The sequence below is a fragment of the Trinickia terrae genome (assembly GCF_005144415.1).
Classification (GTDB): Bacteria; Pseudomonadota; Gammaproteobacteria; order Burkholderiales; family Burkholderiaceae; genus Trinickia_A; species Trinickia_A terrae.
Genome location: NZ_SWJE01000010.1, coordinates 143,958 through 164,266, shown reverse-complemented (window position 1 = coordinate 164,266; position 20,309 = coordinate 143,958). Strand labels below are relative to the sequence as shown.

17 protein-coding genes are annotated in these 20,309 nt (G+C 65.6%); 13 read left to right on the top strand and 4 right to left on the bottom strand.

Annotated elements, in window-relative coordinates:
- Positions 1-69 precede the first annotated feature (69 nt).
- The 10 genes from FAZ69_RS19200 to FAZ69_RS19155 all read left to right on the top strand — a co-directional run bounded on the left by FAZ69_RS19200 (position 70) and on the right by FAZ69_RS19155 (position 12,546).
- A complete protein-coding gene (locus FAZ69_RS19200; RefSeq protein ID WP_136896673.1) occupies positions 70-861 on the top strand; it encodes an ABC transporter ATP-binding protein in 792 nt (263 codons plus the stop codon).
- 49 nt (positions 862-910) lie between these two features.
- On the top strand, positions 911-1,972 hold the full coding sequence (locus FAZ69_RS19195) for a GlxA family transcriptional regulator (protein ID WP_136896672.1): 1,062 nt from the start codon (positions 911-913) through the stop codon (positions 1,970-1,972).
- 106 nt (positions 1,973-2,078) lie between these two features.
- A complete protein-coding gene (locus FAZ69_RS19190) occupies positions 2,079-3,314 on the top strand; it encodes an aspartate aminotransferase family protein (RefSeq protein WP_136896671.1) in 1,236 nt (411 codons plus the stop codon).
- Positions 3,315-3,365: 51 nt separating this feature from the next.
- Positions 3,366-4,448, top strand: a complete 1,083-nt coding sequence (gene aruF / locus FAZ69_RS19185; RefSeq protein WP_136896670.1) for an arginine/ornithine succinyltransferase subunit alpha — start codon at positions 3,366-3,368, stop codon at positions 4,446-4,448.
- Positions 4,445-5,494 carry an arginine N-succinyltransferase gene (astA, locus tag FAZ69_RS19180; protein ID WP_136896669.1) on the top strand — a complete coding sequence of 350 codons (1,050 nt, stop codon included), beginning with the start codon at positions 4,445-4,447 and terminating at the stop codon, positions 5,492-5,494. The genes aruF and astA overlap by 4 nt, the downstream gene beginning before the upstream one ends.
- A gap of 2 nt (positions 5,495-5,496) precedes the next feature.
- On the top strand, positions 5,497-6,963 hold the full coding sequence (astD, locus tag FAZ69_RS19175) for a succinylglutamate-semialdehyde dehydrogenase (RefSeq protein WP_136896668.1): 1,467 nt from the start codon (positions 5,497-5,499) through the stop codon (positions 6,961-6,963).
- 9 nt (positions 6,964-6,972) lie between these two features.
- Positions 6,973-8,313 carry an N-succinylarginine dihydrolase gene (astB, locus tag FAZ69_RS19170; RefSeq protein WP_136896667.1) on the top strand — a complete coding sequence of 447 codons (1,341 nt, stop codon included), beginning with the start codon at positions 6,973-6,975 and terminating at the stop codon, positions 8,311-8,313.
- Positions 8,297-9,349: a succinylglutamate desuccinylase gene (gene astE / locus FAZ69_RS19165; RefSeq protein WP_136896666.1), complete on the top strand. Its 1,053-nt coding sequence runs from the start codon at positions 8,297-8,299 to the stop codon at positions 9,347-9,349. The genes astB and astE overlap by 17 nt, the downstream gene beginning before the upstream one ends.
- An 849-nt stretch (positions 9,350-10,198) precedes the next feature.
- Positions 10,199-10,996: an ABC transporter substrate-binding protein gene (locus FAZ69_RS19160; RefSeq protein ID WP_136896665.1), complete on the top strand. Its 798-nt coding sequence runs from the start codon at positions 10,199-10,201 to the stop codon at positions 10,994-10,996.
- Between the two features lie 329 nt (positions 10,997-11,325).
- Complete coding sequence (locus FAZ69_RS19155) at positions 11,326-12,546, top strand: EAL and HDOD domain-containing protein (protein WP_240702362.1); 1,221 nt, start codon at positions 11,326-11,328, stop codon at positions 12,544-12,546.
- 102 nt (positions 12,547-12,648) lie between these two features.
- On the opposite strand, the gene FAZ69_RS19150 is transcribed toward FAZ69_RS19155, so the two are convergent.
- Together FAZ69_RS19150 and FAZ69_RS19145 are read right to left on the bottom strand one after the other, a co-directional pair.
- The gene (locus tag FAZ69_RS19150) at positions 12,649-14,103 is read right to left on the bottom strand and encodes an HDOD domain-containing protein (RefSeq protein ID WP_136896663.1); all 1,455 of its coding nucleotides are present in this window, start codon (positions 14,101-14,103) and stop codon (positions 12,649-12,651) included.
- A 66-nt stretch (positions 14,104-14,169) separates the two neighbouring features.
- Complete coding sequence (locus tag FAZ69_RS19145) at positions 14,170-16,002, bottom strand: putative bifunctional diguanylate cyclase/phosphodiesterase (RefSeq protein WP_136896662.1); 1,833 nt, start codon at positions 16,000-16,002, stop codon at positions 14,170-14,172.
- Between the two features lie 300 nt (positions 16,003-16,302).
- On the opposite strand from FAZ69_RS19145, the gene FAZ69_RS19140 reads away from it, so the two are divergent.
- The 3 genes from FAZ69_RS19140 (at position 16,303) to FAZ69_RS19130 (ending at position 19,105) form a co-directional block, all read left to right on the top strand.
- On the top strand, positions 16,303-17,565 hold the full coding sequence (locus FAZ69_RS19140; protein WP_136896661.1) for an EAL and HDOD domain-containing protein: 1,263 nt from the start codon (positions 16,303-16,305) through the stop codon (positions 17,563-17,565).
- Positions 17,566-17,665: 100 nt separating this feature from the next.
- A complete protein-coding gene (locus tag FAZ69_RS19135) occupies positions 17,666-18,232 on the top strand; it encodes a peroxiredoxin (RefSeq protein WP_439654780.1) in 567 nt (188 codons plus the stop codon).
- A 321-nt stretch (positions 18,233-18,553) separates the two neighbouring features.
- Positions 18,554-19,105 carry a hypothetical protein gene (locus tag FAZ69_RS19130; protein ID WP_136896660.1) on the top strand — a complete coding sequence of 184 codons (552 nt, stop codon included), beginning with the start codon at positions 18,554-18,556 and terminating at the stop codon, positions 19,103-19,105.
- Between the two features lie 151 nt (positions 19,106-19,256).
- Here the strand turns inward: FAZ69_RS19130 and FAZ69_RS19125 are convergent, their stop codons facing one another.
- A complete protein-coding gene (locus FAZ69_RS19125) occupies positions 19,257-19,781 on the bottom strand; it encodes a YMGG-like glycine zipper-containing protein (protein WP_240702332.1) in 525 nt (174 codons plus the stop codon).
- 16 nt (positions 19,782-19,797) lie between these two features.
- Positions 19,798-20,133: a hypothetical protein gene (locus tag FAZ69_RS19120; RefSeq protein ID WP_439654782.1), complete on the bottom strand. Its 336-nt coding sequence runs from the start codon at positions 20,131-20,133 to the stop codon at positions 19,798-19,800.
- Positions 20,134-20,309 lie beyond the last annotated feature (176 nt).

Genomic DNA, 20,309 nt, shown 5'->3' with positions numbered 1-20,309 from the left:
CTTTGCATGGGACCGGAGTAAGCGCTAAAGCGCCAACTCCGGATCGACAGATTGACCAGGGAGAGCAAGGTGCTCCAGACCACTACATCCACCCCCGCCAAGCTCGCGGCGCTCGACATCCACAAGCGCTACGGCGACAACGAAGTGCTGAAGGGCGTGACGCTCGAGGCGAAAGCCGGCGACGTCATCAGCATCATCGGCGCGTCAGGCTCGGGCAAGAGCACGTTCCTGCGTTGCATCAACTTCCTGGAGCGGCCGAACGCGGGGCAGATCATCGTCGACGGCGAGACGGTGAAGACCAAGGCCGATCGCTCCGGCAATCTCGAAGTCGCGGACCACAAGCAGCTGCAGCGCATGCGCACCAAGCTCTCGATGGTGTTCCAGCACTTCAACCTGTGGGCGCACATGAACGTGCTCGAGAACGTGATCGAGGCGCCGATCCACGTGCTCGGCGTGCCGCGCCGCGAGGCCGAGGAGCGCGCCCGGCAGTATCTGGAGAAGGTGGGGCTCGCGCCGCGCGTCGAGAAGCAGTATCCGTCGCATCTGTCGGGCGGGCAGCAGCAGCGCGTGGCGATCGCCCGCGCGCTCGCGATGAACCCCGACGTGATGCTGTTCGACGAGCCGACCTCGGCGCTCGACCCGGAACTGGTCGGCGAAGTGCTGAAAGTGATGCAGAAGCTCGCCGAGGAAGGCCGCACGATGATCGTCGTGACGCACGAGATGGGGTTCGCGCGCAACGTGTCGAACCACGTGATGTTCCTGCATCAAGGGCGCACCGAGGAACAAGGCGATCCGAAGATCGTGCTGACGCAGCCAAACAGCGAGCGCCTGAAGCAGTTCCTCTCGGGCAGCCTCAAGTAAGCCGCGTGCGCCTTCGCATGCACTCAGCCGTTTTGTTGCGGTCTCGCCGATGGTCCGGCAAGTAAATCCCGCACGCGCGACCCAGGTGGCGATCGTCGCGTTGCCGCCCGTGTCGATGTCGGGCGTCGGGCCGATCGTCGACGCGCTCTCGCTCGCCAACGAGATCGACGGACGCCTCTTGTACCGCTGGCAAGTCTGCTCGTGGGACGGGCGTCCCGTGCCGCTTTCGGGCGGCGCGCAATGGCCCGCCGACACCGCGTTCAACGACGCCATTTCGTGCGACTGGCTGATCCTCGTCTCCGAGCGCTTCCAGCAGTTCGCCGACTACCGCCTTTTTCTCGCGAGCCTCGCGCGCGTCGGACAGCGCACGCCGCTCGTCACCGGCATTCATCACGGGGTCTGGTGGCTCGCGATGGCGGGGCAGCTCTCCGGTTATCGCGTGAGCGTGAACTGGGAGACCTACCAGCAGTTCGCCGAGCAGTTCGAGCGCTCGATCGTCACCCAGCAGATCTTCGAAATCGACCGCGACCGCGCGACCTGCGCGGGCGGCCAGGCCACTGTCGACTTCATGCTCGCGATGATCGGCCGCGATCACGGCCCCGAACTTGCAGAGCGGATCGCCGACGCGATGGGCGTCGGCCAGTTGCGCGCGGGCGAAGAGCGTCAGCGCATTCCGTTCGTCACCGCGCCGGGCGAGCGGCATCCGCGCCTGAACGACGCGCTGCTCCTGATGGAAGCGAACATCGAAGACCCGCTGACCACCGATGAAATCGCGGGCCTGGTCGGCGTGTCGCGCCGCCAGCTCGAGCGCCTGTTTCGCCAATATCTCGGCTCGATGCCGTCGAAGTACTACCTCGGCCTGCGTCTTCTGAAAGCGCGCACGCAATTGCAGCGCACGAGCAAATCGGTCGTGCAGGTGAGCCTCGCGTGCGGATTCTCGTCGGCGGCGCACTTTTCGAACGCGTATCGCGAGCGCTTCGGCGTGACGCCGCGCGAGGATCGCCGCAACTGGATCGAGAAGCAGCACGGCGGCTCAGTGGAAGGCGGCGCCAAGGCGCATGCCGGCGAGCCGCGCGCGGGCGCCCTGATCGAGCGGCCGGACGAGCGGTGAGTCACGATTTGCCCGGCTCGAAGCCCGATAATTCGCGTCGCGTATGCGCAAGACGCTGCGCGTTTCGTTTCCTAAACTATTGCCATTAGCCCAACGAGGATTTGCCATGAACGACCTGACTGTGAACCGCCAGACCTTCGACGAAGTCATGGTGCCGGTGTTCTCGCCCGCCCCCTTCGTGCCGGATCGCGGCGAGGGCTCGCGCGTGTGGGATACGCAGGGCCGCGACTATATCGACTTCACCGGCGGCATCGCGGTGACGGCGCTTGGGCACTCGCATCCGGAGTTGCTGCGCGTGCTGCGCGAGCAGGGCGAAAAAATCTGGCATGTCAGTAATGCGTACACCAACGAGCCGGTGCTGCGCCTCGCCAAGCGCCTCGAAGCGCTGACCTTCGCGGATCGCGCATTCTTCGCCAACTCCGGCGCTGAAGCGAACGAAGCGGCGCTCAAGCTCGCGCGCCGCGTCGCGGTCGAGCGCCACGGCGAGGACAAGTACGAGATCGTGTCGTTCACGCAATCGTTCCATGGGCGCACCTTCTTCACCGTGAGCGTCGGCGGCCAGCCGAAATACGCCGAAGGCTTCGGCCCGCAGCCGGCAGGCATCATCCACCTGCCGTACAACGATATCGAAGCGGCCAAAGCAGCGATCGGGCCGAAGACGTGCGCGGTGATCGTCGAGCCGGTGCAGGGCGAGGGGGGCGTGATTCCGGCCGATCCGGCGTTCCTGCGCGCGCTGCGCGAGGCGTGCGATGCGCACGGCGCGCTCCTGATTTTCGATGAAGTGCAAACGGGTGTCGGCCGCACCGGACACTTCTACGCCTACATGGATACGGGCGTCACGCCGGACATCCTGACCACGGCCAAGTCGCTCGGCAACGGTTTCCCGATCGGCGCGATGCTGACGACGAAAGAGATCGCCGCGCACTTCAAGGTCGGCGTGCACGGCACGACCTACGGCGGCAATCCGCTTGGCGCGGCGATCGCGGACAAGGTCGTCGAGCTCGTCGGCGAACCGGCGCTGCTCGAAGGCGTGAAGGCGCGCGGCGAGGCGATCAAGGCGAAGCTCGCCGAGCTCAACGCGCGCTTCAACCTCTTCACGGACGTGCGCGGCAAGGGTCTCCTGATCGGCGCGGAGCTGACGAGCGCGTACGAAGGCCGCGCGAAGGATTTCGTGAACGCCGCGGCCAAGCACGGCGCGATGCTCTTGATCGCGGGCCCGAACGTGCTGCGTTTTGCGCCGTCGCTGATCATCCCGCAGGCCGATATCGACGAAGGCTTCGCGCGTCTTTCGAAGGCGATCGAGGAAGTGGTCGGCGCGACGAGCGAAGCGCACGCGAAGTAATACGCACGTGACGCCCTCGATGCCGCGACTCACTCAAACACTGGAACGATGATGCTCTACGTACGCCCGGGAAGATTGTCCGATCTCGATGCGCTCGAACACATGGCGCGCACCGCGCAGCCCGTGCTGCACTCGCTGCCGCACGATCGCAAGGCGCTGGAGGCGCGTGTCGCGCTTTCCGAGGATTCGTTTCGCGCGGAAGTCGATTTTCCGGGCGAGGAGTTCTATCTGTTCGTGCTCGAAGATGCGGCGAGCGGCAAGCTGCTCGGCACGGCGAGCATCGTCGCCGCGGCGGGCTACTCGGAGCCGTTCTACGCGTTTCGCAACGACGCGCTGATCCACGCGTCGCGCGAGCTGCACGTGAACCGCAAGATCCACGCGCTGACGATGTCGCACGAGCTCACCGGCAAGAGCCGTCTGGCCGGCTTCTATATCGATCCGTCGCTGCGCGGCGATGCGGCCGCGCATCTGATGTCGCGTGCGCGGATGATGTATATCGCCGCGAACCGCAAGCGCTTTACGCCGGAAGTTTTTTCGCTGCTGCTCGGCGTGAGCGACGAGAACGGCGTGTCGCCGTTCTGGGAGGCGGTCGGGCGCAAGTTCTTCGGCCGCGACTTCGCGGATGTCGATGTCGCCTCGGGCGGCCGCAGCCGGACCTTCATCGCCGAAGTGATGCCGAGCTATCCGCTCTACGTGCCGCTGTTGCCGGAGGCGGCGCAGCGCGTGCTCGGCGAGCCCGACGAGCATGCCTTGCTCGCCTACGACATTCAGCTCGAAGAAGGCTTCGAGCCCGATCGCTACGTCGATATCTTCGATGCGGGGCCGGTGCTGACGGCGCAGGTCGATCGCAGCGCGTGCGTCGCGCGCAACGAATCGCGCGTCGTGCGCGAGAGCGCGGCGAGCACCGATGCAACCGCCGCGTACCTCGTCGCCAGCAACCGCGCGGGCGACTTCCGCTGCGTGCTGGCCGAGCTGCCGCACGAGCGCGCGGCGGGCGCGGCGCTTTCGGGCGCTGCGCGCACGGCGCTCGACGTGCAGGACGGCGACACGGTGCGCTGCGTGCCGCTGCATCAGCGCGGATCCGGTGGCGATATCGATGACAGCGCGGACAACCCCCAAGGAGTCGGACAATGATCGTCGTTCGCGTCGTCAAGCCGAGCGATGTGGACGCGCTCGTCTCGCTCGCCCAGGAGACGGGCCCCGGCCTCACCACCTTCAAGCCCGATCGCGACGCGCTCGCCGCGCGCATCGCCCGCTCGCAGAAAACGATGGACGGGCGCGCCGCACCGCACGAGGCGGGCTATTTCTTCGTGATGGAAGACACGGCGACGGGCGACGTCGCGGGCGTCTGCGGGATCGAGACGCAAGTCGGTCTCGAGCAGCCGTTCTACAACTATCGCGTGAGCACGGTCGTGCATGCGAGCCAGGATCTCGGCGTGTGGACGAAGATGTCGGCGCTCAATATTTCGCACGACCTCACGGGCTACGCCGAAGTGTGCTCGCTGTTCCTGAGCCCGCGCTATCGGACGGGCGGCGTCGGCGGCCTCTTGTCGCGCTCGCGCTTCATGTTCATCGCGCAGTTCCGCGACCGCTTTCCGGAGCGCATCTGCGCCGAGCTGCGCGGCCATTTCGACGACGACGGCACGTCGCCGTTCTGGCGCTCGGTCGGCTCGCATTTCTACCAGATCGATTTCAACGCCGCCGACTACCTGAGCGCGCATGGCCGCAAGTCGTTTCTCGCCGAGCTGATGCCGCGCTATCCGGTGTATGTCGACCTGCTGCCGCAAGAGGCGCAGGACTGCGTCGGCGTCACGCATCGCGATACGGCGCCGGCGCGCAAGATGCTCGAGGCCGAGGGCCTGCGCTATCAGAACCACGTCGACATCTTCGATGCCGGCCCCGTGCTCGAATGCCATATCGCGGACTTGCGCACGGTGCGCGAGAGCGTCGTGGTGCCGGTGGAGATCGGCGCGGCCGGCGTAGGTGCTGCGCCGGTTGGTAACGACGTGCCGCGCTCGCTCGTGTCCAACACGTCGCTGAGCGATTTTCGTGTCGGCGTCGCGGCCGGGTTGGTCGACGGCGGTGTGTTCCGCCTGAGCGCCGAAGAGGCCGCCGCACTGAACGTCAAAGCAGGCGACCCCGTGCGCGTGTTGCCGCTCAAACCAAAACAGCAGGGATGAATATGACCCAAGAACTCTTTATCGACGGCGAATGGGCTGCCGCAAGCGGCCCCGTCTTTGCGTCGCGCAATCCGGGCACGGGCGCGACCGTGTGGGAAGGCAAGAGCGCCTCGGCGGACGACGTCGAGCGCGCCGTGAAGAGCGCGCGCCGGGCGTTCGCGACGTGGTCGGCGGTGAGCTTCGAGGAACGCTGCGCGATCGCGCGCCGCTTCGCGGCCTTGCTGACCGAGCGCAAGGAAGCGATCGCGCATGCGATCGGCCGTGAAACGGGCAAGCCGCTCTGGGAAGCGCGCACCGAGGTCGCGTCGATGGCCGCGAAAGTCGAGATCTCGATCACGTCGTACCAGGAGCGCACCGGCGAGAAGCGCGCGCCGATGGCCGACGGCGTCGCCGTGCTGCGGCACCGTCCGCATGGCGTCGTCGCCGTGTTCGGGCCGTACAACTTCCCGGGCCACTTGCCGAACGGGCACATCGTCCCCGCGCTGATCGCGGGCAATGCGGTCGTGTTCAAACCATCCGAGCTCGCGCCGGACGTTGCGCGCGCAACCGTCGAGGTGTGGCGCGACGCCGGGCTGCCCGCGGGCGTGCTCAATCTCGTGCAGGGCGAGAAGGACACGGGCATCGCGCTCGCCAATCATCGGCAGATCGACGGCCTGTTCTTCACGGGCAGCTCCGATACCGGCACGCTGCTGCACAAGCAGTTCGGCGGACGCCCCGAGATCGTCCTTGCGCTCGAGATGGGCGGCAACAATCCGCTCGTCGTCGCGGAGGTCGAGGATATCGATGCAGCCGTGCATCACACGATCCAGTCGGCGTTTCTGTCGGCGGGGCAGCGCTGCACTTGCGCACGCCGCGTCTTCGTGCCGCGCAATGCGTTTGGCGAGAAGTTCCTCGCACGCTTCGCCGAAGTGAGCTCGCGCATCACGTATGGCCTTTACGACGCTGATCCGCAGCCGTTCATGGGCGCGGTCGTGTCGGCACGCGCGGCATCGAAGCTCGTGCAGGCGCAAGGCCGTTTGCTGGAGAGTGGGGCACAAGCGCTTCTGACGATGGAGCAGCGCGATCCCGAACTCGGCTTCGTGAGCCCCGCGATTCTCGACGTGACCGCCGTTCGCGATCTGCCCGACGAGGAGCATTTCGGCCCGCTCGCGCAGATCGTTCGCTATGCGACTCTCGATGAAGCGATCGAGCGCGCGAACGACACCGTCTACGGCCTGTCGGCGGGTCTGCTCGCCGACGACGAAGCCACCTGGACGCATTTCCAGCGCACGATCCGCGCCGGCATCGTCAACTGGAACCGGCCGACCAACGGGGCGTCGTCGGCGGCGCCGTTCGGCGGCACCGGGCGCTCGGGCAATCACCGCCCGAGTGCGTACTACGCAGCCGATTACTGCGCCTACCCGATGGCATCGGTCGAAAGCGCGCAACTGCAAATGCCCGCGAGCGTCTCGCCGGGCCTTCACTTCTAAGGACTGGCGATGGAAGCACGGGAAGCCAATTTCGACGGACTCGTAGGTCCGACGCACAACTACGCAGGGCTCTCGTTCGGCAACGTGGCCTCGCAGAACAATGAGAAGTCGGTCGCCAATCCGAAGGCGGCGGCCAAGCAGGGCGTGCGCAAGATGAAGCAGCTCGCCGACCTCGGTTTCCTGCAAGGCGTGCTGCCGCCGCAGGAGCGGCCGTCGCTGCGCCTGTTGCGCGAGCTCGGCTTCTCCGGCAACGAAACGCGCGTGATCGAGCGTGCGGCGAAGGAAGCGCCGGAGCTGCTGGCCGCGGCGAGCTCGGCCTCGGCGATGTGGACCGCCAACGCGGCGACGGTGAGCCCGTCGGCCGATACGCATGACGGCCGCGTGCACTTCACGCCCGCGAACCTGACGAGCAAGCTGCATCGCGCGATCGAGCACGAGGCGACGCGCCGCACGCTGCGTGCGATCTTCGCGGATGAAGCGCATTTTGCGGTGCATGAAGCGCTGCCGGGCACGCCGGCGCTTGGCGACGAGGGCGCGGCGAACCACACGCGCTTTTGCTCCGAGTATGTCAAGCGCGGCGTCGAGTTCTTCGTCTACGGACGCAGCGAGTACCGGCGCGGGCCGGAACCGAAACGTTATCCGGCGCGCCAGACGTTCGAGGCGAGCCGCGCGGTCGCGCAGCGTCACGGGCTCGATGAAGACGCAACCGTCTATGCGCAGCAGAGCCCCGACATGATCGACGCGGGCGTCTTTCACAATGACGTGATCGCGGTCGGCAATCGCGAGACGCTGTTCTGTCACGAGCGCGCGTTCGTCGACCAAGGCACTGTCTACGATCAGTTGCGCACGCAACTGTCGAGGCAGGGCGCGGGGTTCAATGTGATCGAGGTGCCGGACGCGCAGGTGAGCGTCGCCGACGCGGTCTCGTCCTATCTGTTCAACAGCCAGCTGCTGACGCGCCCGGACGGCAGGCAAACGCTCGTCGTGCCGCAGGAGTGCCGCGAGAATCCGCGCGTGGCCGAGTACCTTGACCGCCTCGTGAGCGGCGCGGGCCCGATCGACGACGTGCTCGTCTTCGACCTGCGCGAGAGCATGAAGAACGGCGGCGGCCCGGCATGTCTGCGCCTGCGCGTGGTGCTCGACGATGAGGAGCGCGTAGCGGTGAAGCCGGGCGTGTGGATCGGCGACACGCTGTTCGGCCGGCTCGACGCCTGGATCGAGAAGCACTATCGCGACCGGCTGGCGCCGACCGATCTGGCCGATCCGAGCCTGCTCGTCGAATCGCGCACGGCGCTCGACGAGCTGACGCAAATCCTCGGCCTGGGCTCGCTCTATGACTTCCAGCGCTGAGCACGGCGCGATGGCGTTCGCGAGCGACTTCCTGGCTTTCACGCTGGCGGGCGGGCGGCCCTTGGCGGGGCGCGAGACGCAGGTGTGCGCGAACGGCGTGCGCGCGACGTGGCTCGACGACGGCATCGTGCAGCTGGAGCCTGCGGCCATCGGCGGCAAGACGCGCAGCGTGCTCGTATCGGCGGGCATTCACGGCGACGAGACGGCGCCGATCGAGCTGCTGTCGTTCATCGTGGGCGATATCGCGAGCGGGGCGCTGCCGCTCGCGTGCCGCTTGCTCGTCGTGCTGGGCAATATCGAGGCGATGCGAACCTCGTGCCGCTATGTCGATGACGACTTGAACCGCTTGTTCAGCGGCAAGCATGCGCAGTTGCCGGAGAGCCGGGAGGCGCCGCGTGCGGCGCGGCTCGAGAGAGCGGCTGCGGATTTCTTTGCGCATGCGCCTGCGCAAGCCGATGCGCGCTGGCATATCGACATGCACACGGCCATTCGCGCGTCGGTGTTCGAGCAGTTTGCGCTGCTGCCGCATACGGGTGCGCCGCTGTCGCGGGCGATGTTCGAGTGGTTGCGGGATGCGCGGATTGCGGCGGTGTTGCTGCACACGGCCAAGGGCAACACGTATTCGCATTTCACGGCACAGACCTGTGGCGCGAGGGCTTGCACGCTGGAATTGGGCAAGGTGCGGCCGTTCGGCCAGAACGATTTGACGCGGTTTGCCGGCGCGGACCGGGCCGTGCGGCAGATGGTGGCTGGGGGCGCAGGCGATGTGGCCGCGCCGATGCCGCGTGTGTTTACCGTGATCGATCAGATCACCAAGGTCAGCGACCAGCTCGAGTTGTATCTGGCGGCCGATGTGCCGAATTTCACGCCGTTTCGCAAAGGGATGCTGCTTGCGCGCGATGGCGACTATCAGTACATCGTGAAGCACGATGAGGAGCGGATCGTGTTTCCCAATCCGGCTGTCAAGGTTGGATTGCGGGCGGGGCTCTTAGTCGTTGAGACTACGCAGGCTACGCTTGCTGCTCTGGTTGAGTGAGTTTTTTGCCTGCGGCGGTTGGTTTCTTTCGCTAAGGTTTTCTTTTAAAAGTTCATGTCGCGACGGTGAGCATGCGTTGCCCCTCCCCGGGGCGTGGGTCACTTTTGTCTTGCCAAAAGTAACCAAAAGCGCGTCCTGGGCGGACGGCCTTGGCCCGTTAGCACTCAGTCCTGTTTGCGATAGCGGTCTGAGGGCTACCGTTATCGCTCGCCGTACGGCCCGTTAGCACGCGGCACGGGGTTGCGCAGATTCGAATCAAATCAATCTTGATGGTCATGCAAGGCCTGAAGAGGCTTGTTTTGCGATGCATGCGCCACGCGCGGGAGCTCGCTCCCAATCGTAGCAACATGGGGCGTGGCCAAACCACCGCCTTCAATTTGTATCGTCGCAGGGCAATTCCGTGCCGCGTGCTAACGGGACGTACGGCGAGCGATAACGGTAGCCCTCAGACCGCTATCGCAAACAGGACTGAGTGCTAACGGGCAAGGCCGTCCGCCCAGGACGCGCTTTTGGTTACTTTTGGCAAGACAAAAGTGACCCACGCCCCGGGGAGGGGCAACGCATGCTCACCGCCGCGACATGAACTTTTAAAAGAAAACCTTAGCGAAAAAAACCAAACACGGTAGGCAAAAAAAAGCAAATTGCCCAATAGCGACATCAACTTGAGCATTAGCTGAAGCCAAAATCCCGCGCCGACCAGGCGCCTAAGCTTGTAGTATTACCGCCCGGCACCTGTTGCGCCGCATCACAAAATCCAGATGGATTTGAATCGCAATTGAGTTATTGCGACGATGCACGCCAGTGCCCAAGCCGAAACCTAAAACAAATCGATTCCAGGATCACAAGAGAATGAAATTGAATTTCCGCAAGACTGCCGCATTCGCGGCACTGACAACAACGGCCGCGCTGATCGCAGGAAGCGCCCTGGCCGCAGACATCAAGGAAGTCCGCTTCGGCCTGGAGGCTTCCTACGCCCCCTTCGAATCCAAATCTGCCACGGGTGAACTGCAAGGCTTCGACGTCGACGTCGGCAACGCCGTCTGCGCCAAGCTGAAAGCCAAATGCGTCTGGGTCGAAAACTCCTTCGACGGTTTGATCCCCGCACTGCAAGCGCGCAAGTTCAACACCATCAACTCGGACATGACGATCACCGAGCAGCGCAAGCAAGCCATCGATTTCACCGACCCGATCTACTCGATCCCGAACCAGCTCATCGCGAAGAAAGGCAGCGGTCTGCAGCCGACGGTCGCGTCGCTCAAGGGCAAGCGCGTCGGCGTCCTGCAAGGCACGATCCAGGAAACCTACGCCAAGGCGCGCTGGGCGACGGCGGGCGTCGGCGTCGAGTCATACCAGACGCAGGACCAGGTCTACGCGGACCTCGCCTCGGGCCGCCTCGACGCGTCGTTCCAGGATTCGGAAGCGGCATCGAAGGGCTTCCTCTCGCGAGCGCAAGGCGCGGGCTTCGCGTTCGCGGGTCCGGCCGTCGTCGACGACAAGCTGCTCGGCTCGGGCGTCGGCTACGGCGTGCGCAAGGGCGACCATGCGTTGAAGGATGCCCTCAACCAGGCCCTCAAGGAGCTCAAGGCCGATGGCACGATCGACAAAATCGCCGCCAAGTACTTCGACGTCAAAGTCGTGCTGAAGTAATCCACGCGCGCCAGCAGAGTCAAACAGGCAGGTCCGGTTTTTCGCCGGCCTGCTTTTTTTTGCATCCGGGCATTTCTGCAAGTAAATGTCTGCCCCACGACCGCCAGCGTATAATCCCGCACAAATTCGAGACGGAATCCGTTCAGGATTCTGATAAAAAACGCCGTAATACAAGGCATCAAGCGCATGTGTGAGGGGAATTGGAGATGGAAACCAGGGACGGGCCCACGCTAGGCTCCGACAGCGGTCTGGCTGGGGTGGACGCTCCATCCGGCGTTCCCGAACGCCTTGCGCACCTGGGCCGGCAGCCGTTGCTCGACCGCGACGGGATGCTCCGCGGCTTCGAGCTGTTGTTTCGCGGCGACGTGGAAAACGAGGCGGACATCGAGGACGCCGACGCCGCCACCGCCCAGGTCATCATCCGCACGATCGGCGAGTTCGGCGTGCGCGCCGCGCTCGGCGGCCACAAGGGCTATCTGAATGCGAGCCGCGCCATGCTGCTCGCCGACGCCATCACGCTGATCCGTCCCGATCGCTTCGTTTTCGAGCTGCCTCCCGATATCGAGGTGGACGCGGCGCTGCTCGGGCGGATCGTCCAGTTGCACGCGAAGCGCTATCGCTTCGTGCTCGACGAGGTGGTGCTGCCCGATGCGACCTTCGCCAAGCTCTTGCCCTACGTCGAATCCGTCAAGGTCGATTTCAGCCGCTGCTCGCCCGAGCTGCTGCCGAAGCTCGCGAAGGTGCTCAAGTCGGCGGGCAAGCTCCTGATCGCGATGAAGATCGAGTCGAAGGAAGCATTCGAAGAGGCCAAGGAGCTCGGCTTCGATCTGTTCCAGGGGTATTTCTTCGCGCGGCCGCAGATGCTGACCGCGCGCCGGGCGAGCGCGCCGCGTCAGGCGCTGCTCAACCTGCTGCAGCTGCTCTCGTCGGACCCGAGCGTCGCGCAGCTCGAAGCGGAGCTGAAGCTGAGCCCGGTGCTCGTCATGCATCTGATGCGGCTCGCGAATTCGGGCGAGAACAGCATCGGCCGCAAGGCGGTGACGCTGCGCGACGCGATCGTCGCGACCGGCACGAACCGCATCACGCGCTGGACGCAGATGCTGCTCTACGCGGACGGCCGCAAGGTGCCGCTCGAGGACGATCCGCTGCTGCAGCTCGCGGCCACGCGCGCCCGTTTCATGGAGCTTGCCGTCCGGCGCTTGCCGAATGCGAACCGGCAGGTGACGGACGCGGCGTTCCTGACAGGCGTGTTCTCGCTCGTCGATGCGGTGTTCGGCGATTCGCTCGAGCGCACGCTCGAGGACCTGACGCTGTCGCGCCACATTCGCTCGGCGATCCTGCATCGCGAGGGCTCGCTCGGTATGCTGCTTTCCGCCGTCGAGGCGCTGGAGCACGGCGATTGGGCTGCGCTCGACCGCGCCTGCGAGACGCTCGCGCCGCTTACCGCGGCCGAGCTTGCCGAGCTCGCGCTCAAGGCGGCGGCCTGGGCGAGCTCGTCCGATCACACCGAGGACAGCGCCGGGCTGGAGCGCCTGGAAGACCACGAGTAGCCCGTGAAGGCGGGGCAGGGCGGCGGCATGCCGTCCTGTGGATTGGGATGGCGCCGGTCATCTGCGCAGCCGCCCGCGAACCCTGGCGCGCCTATCAGCGCATCAAAGCGTTTCCACCTCGCGCGTCGGCGCGTGCGTGAAGAAGCGGCCCAGCTCGCGCGCCAGCTCGTTGAGCGCGCTCATCTCGCGCTGCGAGATCTTGCGCGGCTCCTGCTCGCGCGACCAGTCGCCGTATATCAGCGCCACCGTCGAATGATTGGCGACCACCGGCAAGAGGACGAAGGAGCGCGCGTCGTCGAAGGCTTGCTTGAACCAGTCCGGCAGGCGCGCGACCATTTTCGGGTCGTGCGCGTTCTCGATGAAGATGCCGACCGAATTGGCGATCGCGAGATGGAACACGTCGGGCTCGAAGGCCTCCGGAAACTGCAGCGATGGCAACAGCGTGTCGATGTCTCGCCCGAAGCCGAGCCGCGCCTTGAAGACACCGGGCGCTTGCCGCACGAACACGGCCGTGCGGCGGAAATTGAGCCCCGCCAGCACCGTCTCCGACGCGAGCGCGAGCACCGGCCCGAGCGCGTTCTCGGACGGCAGCGCGCGCAGGTCCTCGAGGCCTTCGCCGATGCGCGCCTCGGGCGTGACCGCGGCGCGGGCGATGGCGTCCGCGTTCGCGCGCAGCTCGACGATCTCGCGCATCACGCCGTCGTCGGTCTCTTCGCGCGCGAGCGTAACGCTCATCTGCACGAGCGTGTCGGCGTCGGTGGACAGCGCGCGGCTGTAGCGGTGCGCCACATCCGCGATGCGCGCGTCGCGCACGTGCTCGGGGCCGTCGACCGCGGTCAGCGCGTCGGCGACCTCGGTCGAAAAGTTGGTGATCGCGCGCAGCCACTGCACCTGGCGCGACTCGTTGACGTCGGCCTCGTACGTGCCCATGCCCGCGCGGATCGTGTCGGGCAGCCGCCAGCGCGTCGCCGCCTCGTGCCCGATCTCCTCGAAGTTCACGCCGAGCACGGCGGCGCAGGCGTCGGCTTCGGGGATGCCTTCGGCTTCGGCCTTGCGGCGGATCTGATCCCACTCGGCTTCGAGGTAGAACACGACGAGCAGCTTGCCGATCTGGCGCATCAGCGTGCAGACCACGGCTTCTTCGCTCGCGCGCAGGTCGCCCCACTCGGTGAGCTTGCGCGCGACGCAGCCCGACAGCAGCGTACGATTGAGCTCGAGCTTGGCGTCGATGCGCCGCGGCGCGCTGTGGTGGAAGTGATCGACGAGCTTGAGCCCGACCACGAGGTGCCCGACGGCGTCCATGCCGAGCACCATCAGCGCCCGCGTGACGGTCGTGATGTTGCCGCCGAAGGCCATATACATCGCCGAATTCGCGAGGCGCAGCACCTTCTGCGTCAGCGCGAAATCCGACAGCACGACTTGCACGAGCGCCGTGAAGTCGAGGTCGTCGTTATTCATCGCCGCCATCGTGGTGCGCAGCGATTGCGAAAGCATCGGAAAGTCGCCGCGCTCGCTCATGCGCGCCCACAGCTTGTCGAGCAGCGCCGCCTTTACCATGTGAATTCCGTAAAAACCATACCTGTTTCAGTATTTGCCATGCCGCCGGCCGCCCCGGTGAGCGCCTCAGGCATCGCTTTCCTCGTGCAGCACCAGCGCCTTCGTTTCGAAGCGGCGCGCCAGCTCCTCGGACGGCAGCGCCTTGCAGACGAGCCACCCCTGGATGTGGTCGCAGCCCATTTCGGTGAGCAGCGCGCGCTGCGCCTCGGTTTCGACGCCTTCGGCCACGAGCTCGAGATCGAGCGTCTGTGCGAGCCCGACCACCGCGGAAACGATTGCCTGATCGTTGCGCGAGGTTAGCAGGTTCTCGACGAAGCTGCGGTCGATTTTCAATTTCGCTAGCGGGAAGCGCTGCAAGTACGCGAGGCTCGAATAGCCGGTGCCGAAGTCGTCAACGGCGAAGCGGATGCCGATGCCCGTCAGCTCTTCGAGCAGCACCTTTGCGTGCGCGGGGTCGTGCATCAGCAGGCTTTCGGTGATCTCGAAGACGACCCGGCGCGGGTCGAGCCCGGTCAGCTCGATGGCGTCGCGCACGCTTTGCGTGAAACGCGGATCCCGGAACTGCTGGGCCGAGACGTTGACCGCCACGTATTGTAGCGGGATGCCCTGGGCGTCCCATTGGACGAGCTGCATGCAGGCGATCTTCAGTACCCAGTTGCCGAGGTAGTTGATGAGCCCGATCGATTCCGCAAGCGGAATGAAAGTCGACGGCGGCACGAGCCCGTGAACGGGGTGGTGCCAGCGGATCAGCGCCTCCACGCCGACGACGCCGCGCGTCGTGCTGCTCGTGATCGGCTGGAAATGCAGCGAGAACTCGCCGTTGCGCACGCCGTCGTAGAGGTCGGCTTCGAGCTTCAGGCGCTCGGCGTCGGCCGGGTCGGACTCCGGTGCGTGGAAGGTCAGCATGTTGCCGCCCGCGGCCTTCGCCTGCGCGAGCGCGTGGTCGGCGCAGCGGAGCATCTGGCCGTAGTGCGCGTGCTCGGTGCCGTGGCCGTGATGGGGCTCGTCCGGATAGAGCGCGATGCCGATGCTCGCCGACAGGTGCACCGGCTGGCCGTGGAACGTGTAGGGCTGCTGGACCGCGGTCATCAGGCGGCGGCCGAGCGCCTCGGCCGTGGCGATGGCGTCGGCCCTGGACGGCGCGGCGAGCAGGATCGCGAACTCGTCGCTGGCGATGCGCGCGAGCGTCTCGCCTTGCGTCGCCATCGCCTGCAGGCGCCGGGCGGTTTCGCGCAGCATGTCGTCGCCGGCGTCGTAGCCGAGCGCGCGGTTCACGCGCTGATAGTCGTCGAGGTCGAGCAGCAGCAGGGCGGCGCAGGTGCCTTGCCGGTCCGCGGTTTCCTGCGTGCGCCGCAGCGCCGTGACGAGCCCGGCGATGTTGGCGAGGCCCGTCATGCGGTCGTGGTGCAGCTCGTAGGTGAGCCGCTCCTCGGTCGCGCGCCAGGCGGACACGTCGAAGCCCGCGATCGCGTAGCCCGTCACGCCGGCGTGACTGCTCTTCACGACGCGCAGCTCGACGGCGATCGGGTAGGTCAGCGACTTCACCAGGTGCAGCGTCGCCTTCTCGACGCCGCCGGAGAGCTCGGCGCGGGCAAGCAGCGCGTCGAGCACGGCGGTCTCGCTGGCCGGCACGAGATCGTGCAGCGCGATGGTCTGCAGGTACTCGCGGCGGTAGCCGATGAAGCGCAGGCTGGCGTCGGAAACGTAGAGAAAGCGCTGGCTCAGGTCGATGTGGGCCAGGAAATCGACGGCGCCTACAGTCTCCTCCAGCCGCGCCTGCGCGGCTGCGCCCGCCGGGTCCGGAGCGGGGCCTTCGGCCTCGCCCGGACGGCTGCGCAACTTGTCGATTGCGGCGCGCCAGGAAGGCCGGCGGGGCGCATTGATCCTATTCGCTTCCATGTTTCTTGTTGGCGACTGTCGTGTCTTTGCGGCCGGCCTCTCTCGGGGGGAGGCCGGCGGGTTAGCGGGAGGCGCGGCGGGCTGGCCCTGTCGGCGGTCCGTTATGCCTCTCGTCAGATCAAGTTATCGGCGTTGCCCCGGATTTCTTTAGCGCGGCCCAACCATGCGGTATGGACTGGTCTGCAGAACCGGGAAATTTTGAGACAATACCAGGAAGCGCATCAGCGCCGAAGGCGGGATCTGTATTTTGCTTACCGATCCTTACTCGTGGCTTTATTCGAATTCATCCAGGTTTGATTCATGGTCGAAAACCCGTCCATACGCACGACGCCGGAATCCGAATGCGTGTACCTGGGGCGCCAGCCGATTATCGAGCGCAATGGGGCGCTCAATGCATACGAGCTGCTGTTTCGTTCGAGCAGCCAGAATTTCGCCCTCGTCAATGACGACGCGCAGGCGACCGCGCAGGTCGTCGCGCGCACGATCGGCGGCATCGGCATCTCGGCCGCGCTCGGCTCGCATCGCGGCTATGTGAACATCAACCGCGAGCTGCTGCTCGACGACATCATCCACCTGATGTCGCCCGAGCGCTTCGTGCTCGAGGTGCTCGAGACCGTGTCGTTCGACGCGACGCTGATCGCGCGGATCGGCAAGCTGCGCCGCGCGGGCTACGCGGTGGCGCTCGACGACGTCTGCGAGCTCACGGACGGCTTGCTCTCGATCATCACCCATGTCGACATCATCAAGATCGACTTCCTGCAGACGCCGCGCGCGCGGCTTGCCGAACTCGCCGAAGCGGTGCGCGCGCGCGGCAAGACGATGATCGCCGAGAAGGTCGAGACGCGCGAGGACTTCGCGCTCGCGCGGCAGCTCGGCTTCGACATGTTCCAGGGCTACTACTTCGCGCGCCCGCAGGTGCTTACCGCGCGCCGCACCGACCCCTCGCGGCGCTCGCTCTTGCGCATGCTCGCGCTGCTCGCCGGCGACGCGCAGCTCACCGAGCTCGAGGCGGAGCTGAAGCTCAATCCGGAAGTCGTCGTGCAACTGCTGCGGCTCGTCAATTCGAGCGCCTATGGGCTCGGACGCCGCATCGCGTCGCTGCGCGAGGCGATCATCGCGGCCGGCACGCGCCAGATCGCGCGCTGGGCGCAGCTATTGCTCTATGCCGGCAGCGGCGACCTGCCGTGGCGCGTCGACCCGCTCGTGCAGCTCGCGGGGGCGCGCTCGCGCTTCATGGAGCTCGCGGCGAGCCGCGTGCGTCCCGACGACGAGCGTTTCGTCGACGCCGCGTTCATGACCGGCATCTTCTCGCTCGTGCACGTGGTGCTCGGCGTGGCGACGCCGGCGGAGGCGCTCGACAAGCTCGGGCTTGTCTCGGAGATCCGCGATGCGATCGTCTACGGGGTCGGTCCGCTCGGCGCGCTGCTTGCGATTGCCCAGGCGGCCGAGGAGGGCGGCATCGAGTTGCCCGCGCAGCAGCCGTTCGAGGCGCTCACGCCTGAGGTGCTTGCCGAGCTGAATCTGGCGGCGGCCACGTGGTTCGGCGAGCACGCGGCGGATTGATGGCGCAGCGCCGCCGGACGCGATTTTCCGCAGCGTGGTCCAATGGGAGCTTGTGCGGCGCGCTCGCCGTGCAAGCCGTTCAACGTTACGAGGAAACTCAATGAATCTGAAGCGAAAAGCAGGGTTGATGGCGGGAGCGGTGGCGTTGAGCTTGGGCTTGTCGTTCTCGCTGCCGGCGCTGGCGGTGCTCAAGCCCGGCGACAAGGCGCCGGATTTCAGCACGCAGGCCTCGCTCGGCGGCAAGACCTTCGACTACACGCTTGCCGATGCGCTCAAGCGCGGGCCGGTGGTGCTGTATTTCTACCCGGCGGCGTTCACCACGGGCTGCACGATCGAGGCGCATCTCTTTGCCGAGGCCGTCGACGAGTACAAGCAATATGGCGCGACGGTGATCGGCGTGTCGCACGACGATGTCGACACGCTCACCAAGTTTTCGGTGAGCGAGTGCCGCAGCAAGTTTCCGGTCGCCGCCGACACGGACGGCCACATCATCGATGTCTACGACGCGGCCCTGCCGATCGTGAAGAGGGCGAACCGCGTCTCGTACGTGATCGCGCCGGACGGCAAGATCATTTACGAATACACGAGCATGTCGCCCGACAAGCACGTCGAGAACACGATGCAGGCCGTGAAGGCGTGGGCGGCCGCGCACAAGGCGCAGCAGTAGCGCGCAGTGAAGCCGCGGCGGCGGTCTGGCCGCATCGAATCGGCGCCGAAAACGATTCAATTGGCTTATTCAGTGAAGCGCTCGAGATATTGGATCTCGGTAAAGCATGCTTGCTGTGAGAATTAATACTGACCGCTCCATATATCGGAGTCGGCAGTCATATTCATTGATCGGCATGAGGCGTTTGAAGATACAGCTAATTAATTTATTTGCCTAATTCGTGCGATTAACTAAGCTGCTTTGGCTGTGCAGGAGTTTTGTTGGGCATGGCGAATTCGCATCGAGATGGATTTCTCACTTTTCTTTCGATAAGGAGCTCCAATGAGAATTTTCGAAAGCGGCCGCTCGGCGTTCAAGACGCTGCTTGTCTCGTCATTTCTGCTGCTGGGTCTGGCGGGATTCGCCACGCAAGCCAGTGCCCAGGCGGTGGTTTGCTCGGGAACGGAAACGGGGACATTCAACCCGCCATTGACCAATACGCAGCAGAATTTGCAAATCACGGTCAGCGCCAGCTATAGTCCGTGCCTCGTGACGGGGGTCTCCGGCATTACCTCCGCATCGGTGAACAATCAATTCGTGCGCGACTACGCGTGCCAGACGCTGCTTGGAGGCGGGCCGGGCACGCGGGTCTTCATCTGGTCGAACGGGCAATCGAGCACGTTCAGCTATACCGCGACGACCAACTCGGTCGGCGGCAACGTCGTCTCTACGCTCACCGGAAACATTTCCGCGGGACTGTTTCAGGGCCAGTCCGCAGTGGTCGTCGTCACGCTCACCAGCATCAGCCAAGCCGACTTTCTCACGGCCTGCGCCGGCAGCGGCATCACGAGCGTAAGCGGCCCGACCGAGCTGACGATATTGCCTCCGCTCTGAGCGCCTTCACGCTGCACCGTTTGACAAGCACCTCGGCACCCGATGCCGCGATCGCGGTCCCGCTCCCGCGGTTGGCGCTCCGAACCGAGAACGGCAGAGATAAAAAAAGCGCCGCGTTTTGCGCGGCGCTCGATGATCGCCAACTGGCCGGTCAATACCCCGGGGGCGGCGGCGGGACGTAATACGCACCCGGAGGCGGGGGCGGCGGCATGTAGTAGTACCTGGCCGGAGGCGGCACGCTCGTCACCGTCCGGTTGTAGACCGGCACCTTGTCGCCCGATGCGTACATGCACTGCACGTACGCCTGGTCGTAGCGGCGCTGCGAGCCATAGCCGGAGGCCTGCGCATTGCCCGCGCCGACCAGGCTGCCGGCGAGCAGGCCCACGCCCGCGCCGACCGCAGCGCCCTGGCCGCCGTTGAACGCGGCGCCGGCCGCCGCGCCGAGCGCCGTGCCGACGACCGCGCTGCCCACGGCAGCATTCGTCGCCGCCTCGTTGGCCGTGACGCCGCCCACTTGCTGAAGCGCGAAGTTGCGGCACGAGGCGTCATCGGCGCGGAACTGATCCATGGTCTTGCCCGTGCCGGGCAGCGCCATCACGCTGGGTCCGGTGGGCATCACGGTGCAGGCGCCGAGGCCGGCAACGGCGGCGAGCGCGAGCCATTTTGCGTTTGTCATGACAGCACCCTTCATGTCATTGATTCGGCGCGGGCGGAGTCGCCGGCACCGTGCGCCAGCCGCCGGCGCATTGCTTGACGTACGGGTAGTAGGCCTTTGCCGCGTCGCAGTAGTACCACGTGCCGGCAGCCTGCTGCGGGGCACCATCGGCGGCTGCTTGCCCTTGCTCGACGTAGGTCGGCGGATCGTCGGCCGGAACCGCGACCACCGGCGCAGGGTAGTAATACGGGTACGGATACGGGTAATAGGGATAGGCCGGCACCCCGATGCCGACGCCGACGAATACGCGTGCCTCGGCTGTGCCGCTGACGGCGATCGCCGCCAGTGCGCAGACAGCGACGGAAGCTTTCATCCACTTCACGATCGACTCCTGATTCGAATAGTTTGTGTAAATGCGTTTGCAGTACGCGATTGAAGGCTAGGGCATACACTGGCCCAATACAATCACAGCAAGTCTCACACTTGTTTCATTCGCTTACAGGTGGAAAGATCCACTCGAAAATGCCATGACGTGCACGCCTTTCTGCT

What these genes read in the sequence shown, in the direction of transcription:
- FAZ69_RS19160 (WP_136896665.1), top strand. Translation starts at nt 10,199, where the DNA reads ATGAAATTGAATTTCCGCAAGACTGCCGCATTCGCGGCACTGACAACA.
- FAZ69_RS19120 (WP_439654782.1), bottom strand. Translation starts at nt 20,133, where the DNA reads ATGAAAGCTTCCGTCGCTGTCTGCGCACTGGCGGCGATCGCCGTCAGC.
- FAZ69_RS19145 (WP_136896662.1), bottom strand. Translation starts at nt 16,002, where the DNA reads ATGGAAGCGAATAGGATCAATGCGCCCCGCCGGCCTTCCTGGCGCGCC.
- FAZ69_RS19125 (WP_240702332.1), bottom strand. Translation starts at nt 19,781, where the DNA reads ATGACAAACGCAAAATGGCTCGCGCTCGCCGCCGTTGCCGGCCTCGGC.
- astA (WP_136896669.1), top strand. Translation starts at nt 4,445, where the DNA reads ATGATCGTCGTTCGCGTCGTCAAGCCGAGCGATGTGGACGCGCTCGTC.
- FAZ69_RS19140 (WP_136896661.1), top strand. Translation starts at nt 16,303, where the DNA reads ATGGTCGAAAACCCGTCCATACGCACGACGCCGGAATCCGAATGCGTG.
- FAZ69_RS19130 (WP_136896660.1), top strand. Translation starts at nt 18,554, where the DNA reads ATGAGAATTTTCGAAAGCGGCCGCTCGGCGTTCAAGACGCTGCTTGTC.
- FAZ69_RS19135 (WP_439654780.1), top strand. Translation starts at nt 17,666, where the DNA reads ATGAATCTGAAGCGAAAAGCAGGGTTGATGGCGGGAGCGGTGGCGTTG.
- astD (WP_136896668.1), top strand. Translation starts at nt 5,497, where the DNA reads ATGACCCAAGAACTCTTTATCGACGGCGAATGGGCTGCCGCAAGCGGC.
- FAZ69_RS19150 (WP_136896663.1), bottom strand. Translation starts at nt 14,103, where the DNA reads ATGGTAAAGGCGGCGCTGCTCGACAAGCTGTGGGCGCGCATGAGCGAG.
- FAZ69_RS19195 (WP_136896672.1), top strand. Translation starts at nt 911, where the DNA reads ATGGTCCGGCAAGTAAATCCCGCACGCGCGACCCAGGTGGCGATCGTC.
- astE (WP_136896666.1), top strand. Translation starts at nt 8,297, where the DNA reads ATGACTTCCAGCGCTGAGCACGGCGCGATGGCGTTCGCGAGCGACTTC.
- FAZ69_RS19190 (WP_136896671.1), top strand. Translation starts at nt 2,079, where the DNA reads ATGAACGACCTGACTGTGAACCGCCAGACCTTCGACGAAGTCATGGTG.
- aruF (WP_136896670.1), top strand. Translation starts at nt 3,366, where the DNA reads ATGCTCTACGTACGCCCGGGAAGATTGTCCGATCTCGATGCGCTCGAA.
- FAZ69_RS19155 (WP_240702362.1), top strand. Translation starts at nt 11,326, where the DNA reads ATGCTCCGCGGCTTCGAGCTGTTGTTTCGCGGCGACGTGGAAAACGAG.
- astB (WP_136896667.1), top strand. Translation starts at nt 6,973, where the DNA reads ATGGAAGCACGGGAAGCCAATTTCGACGGACTCGTAGGTCCGACGCAC.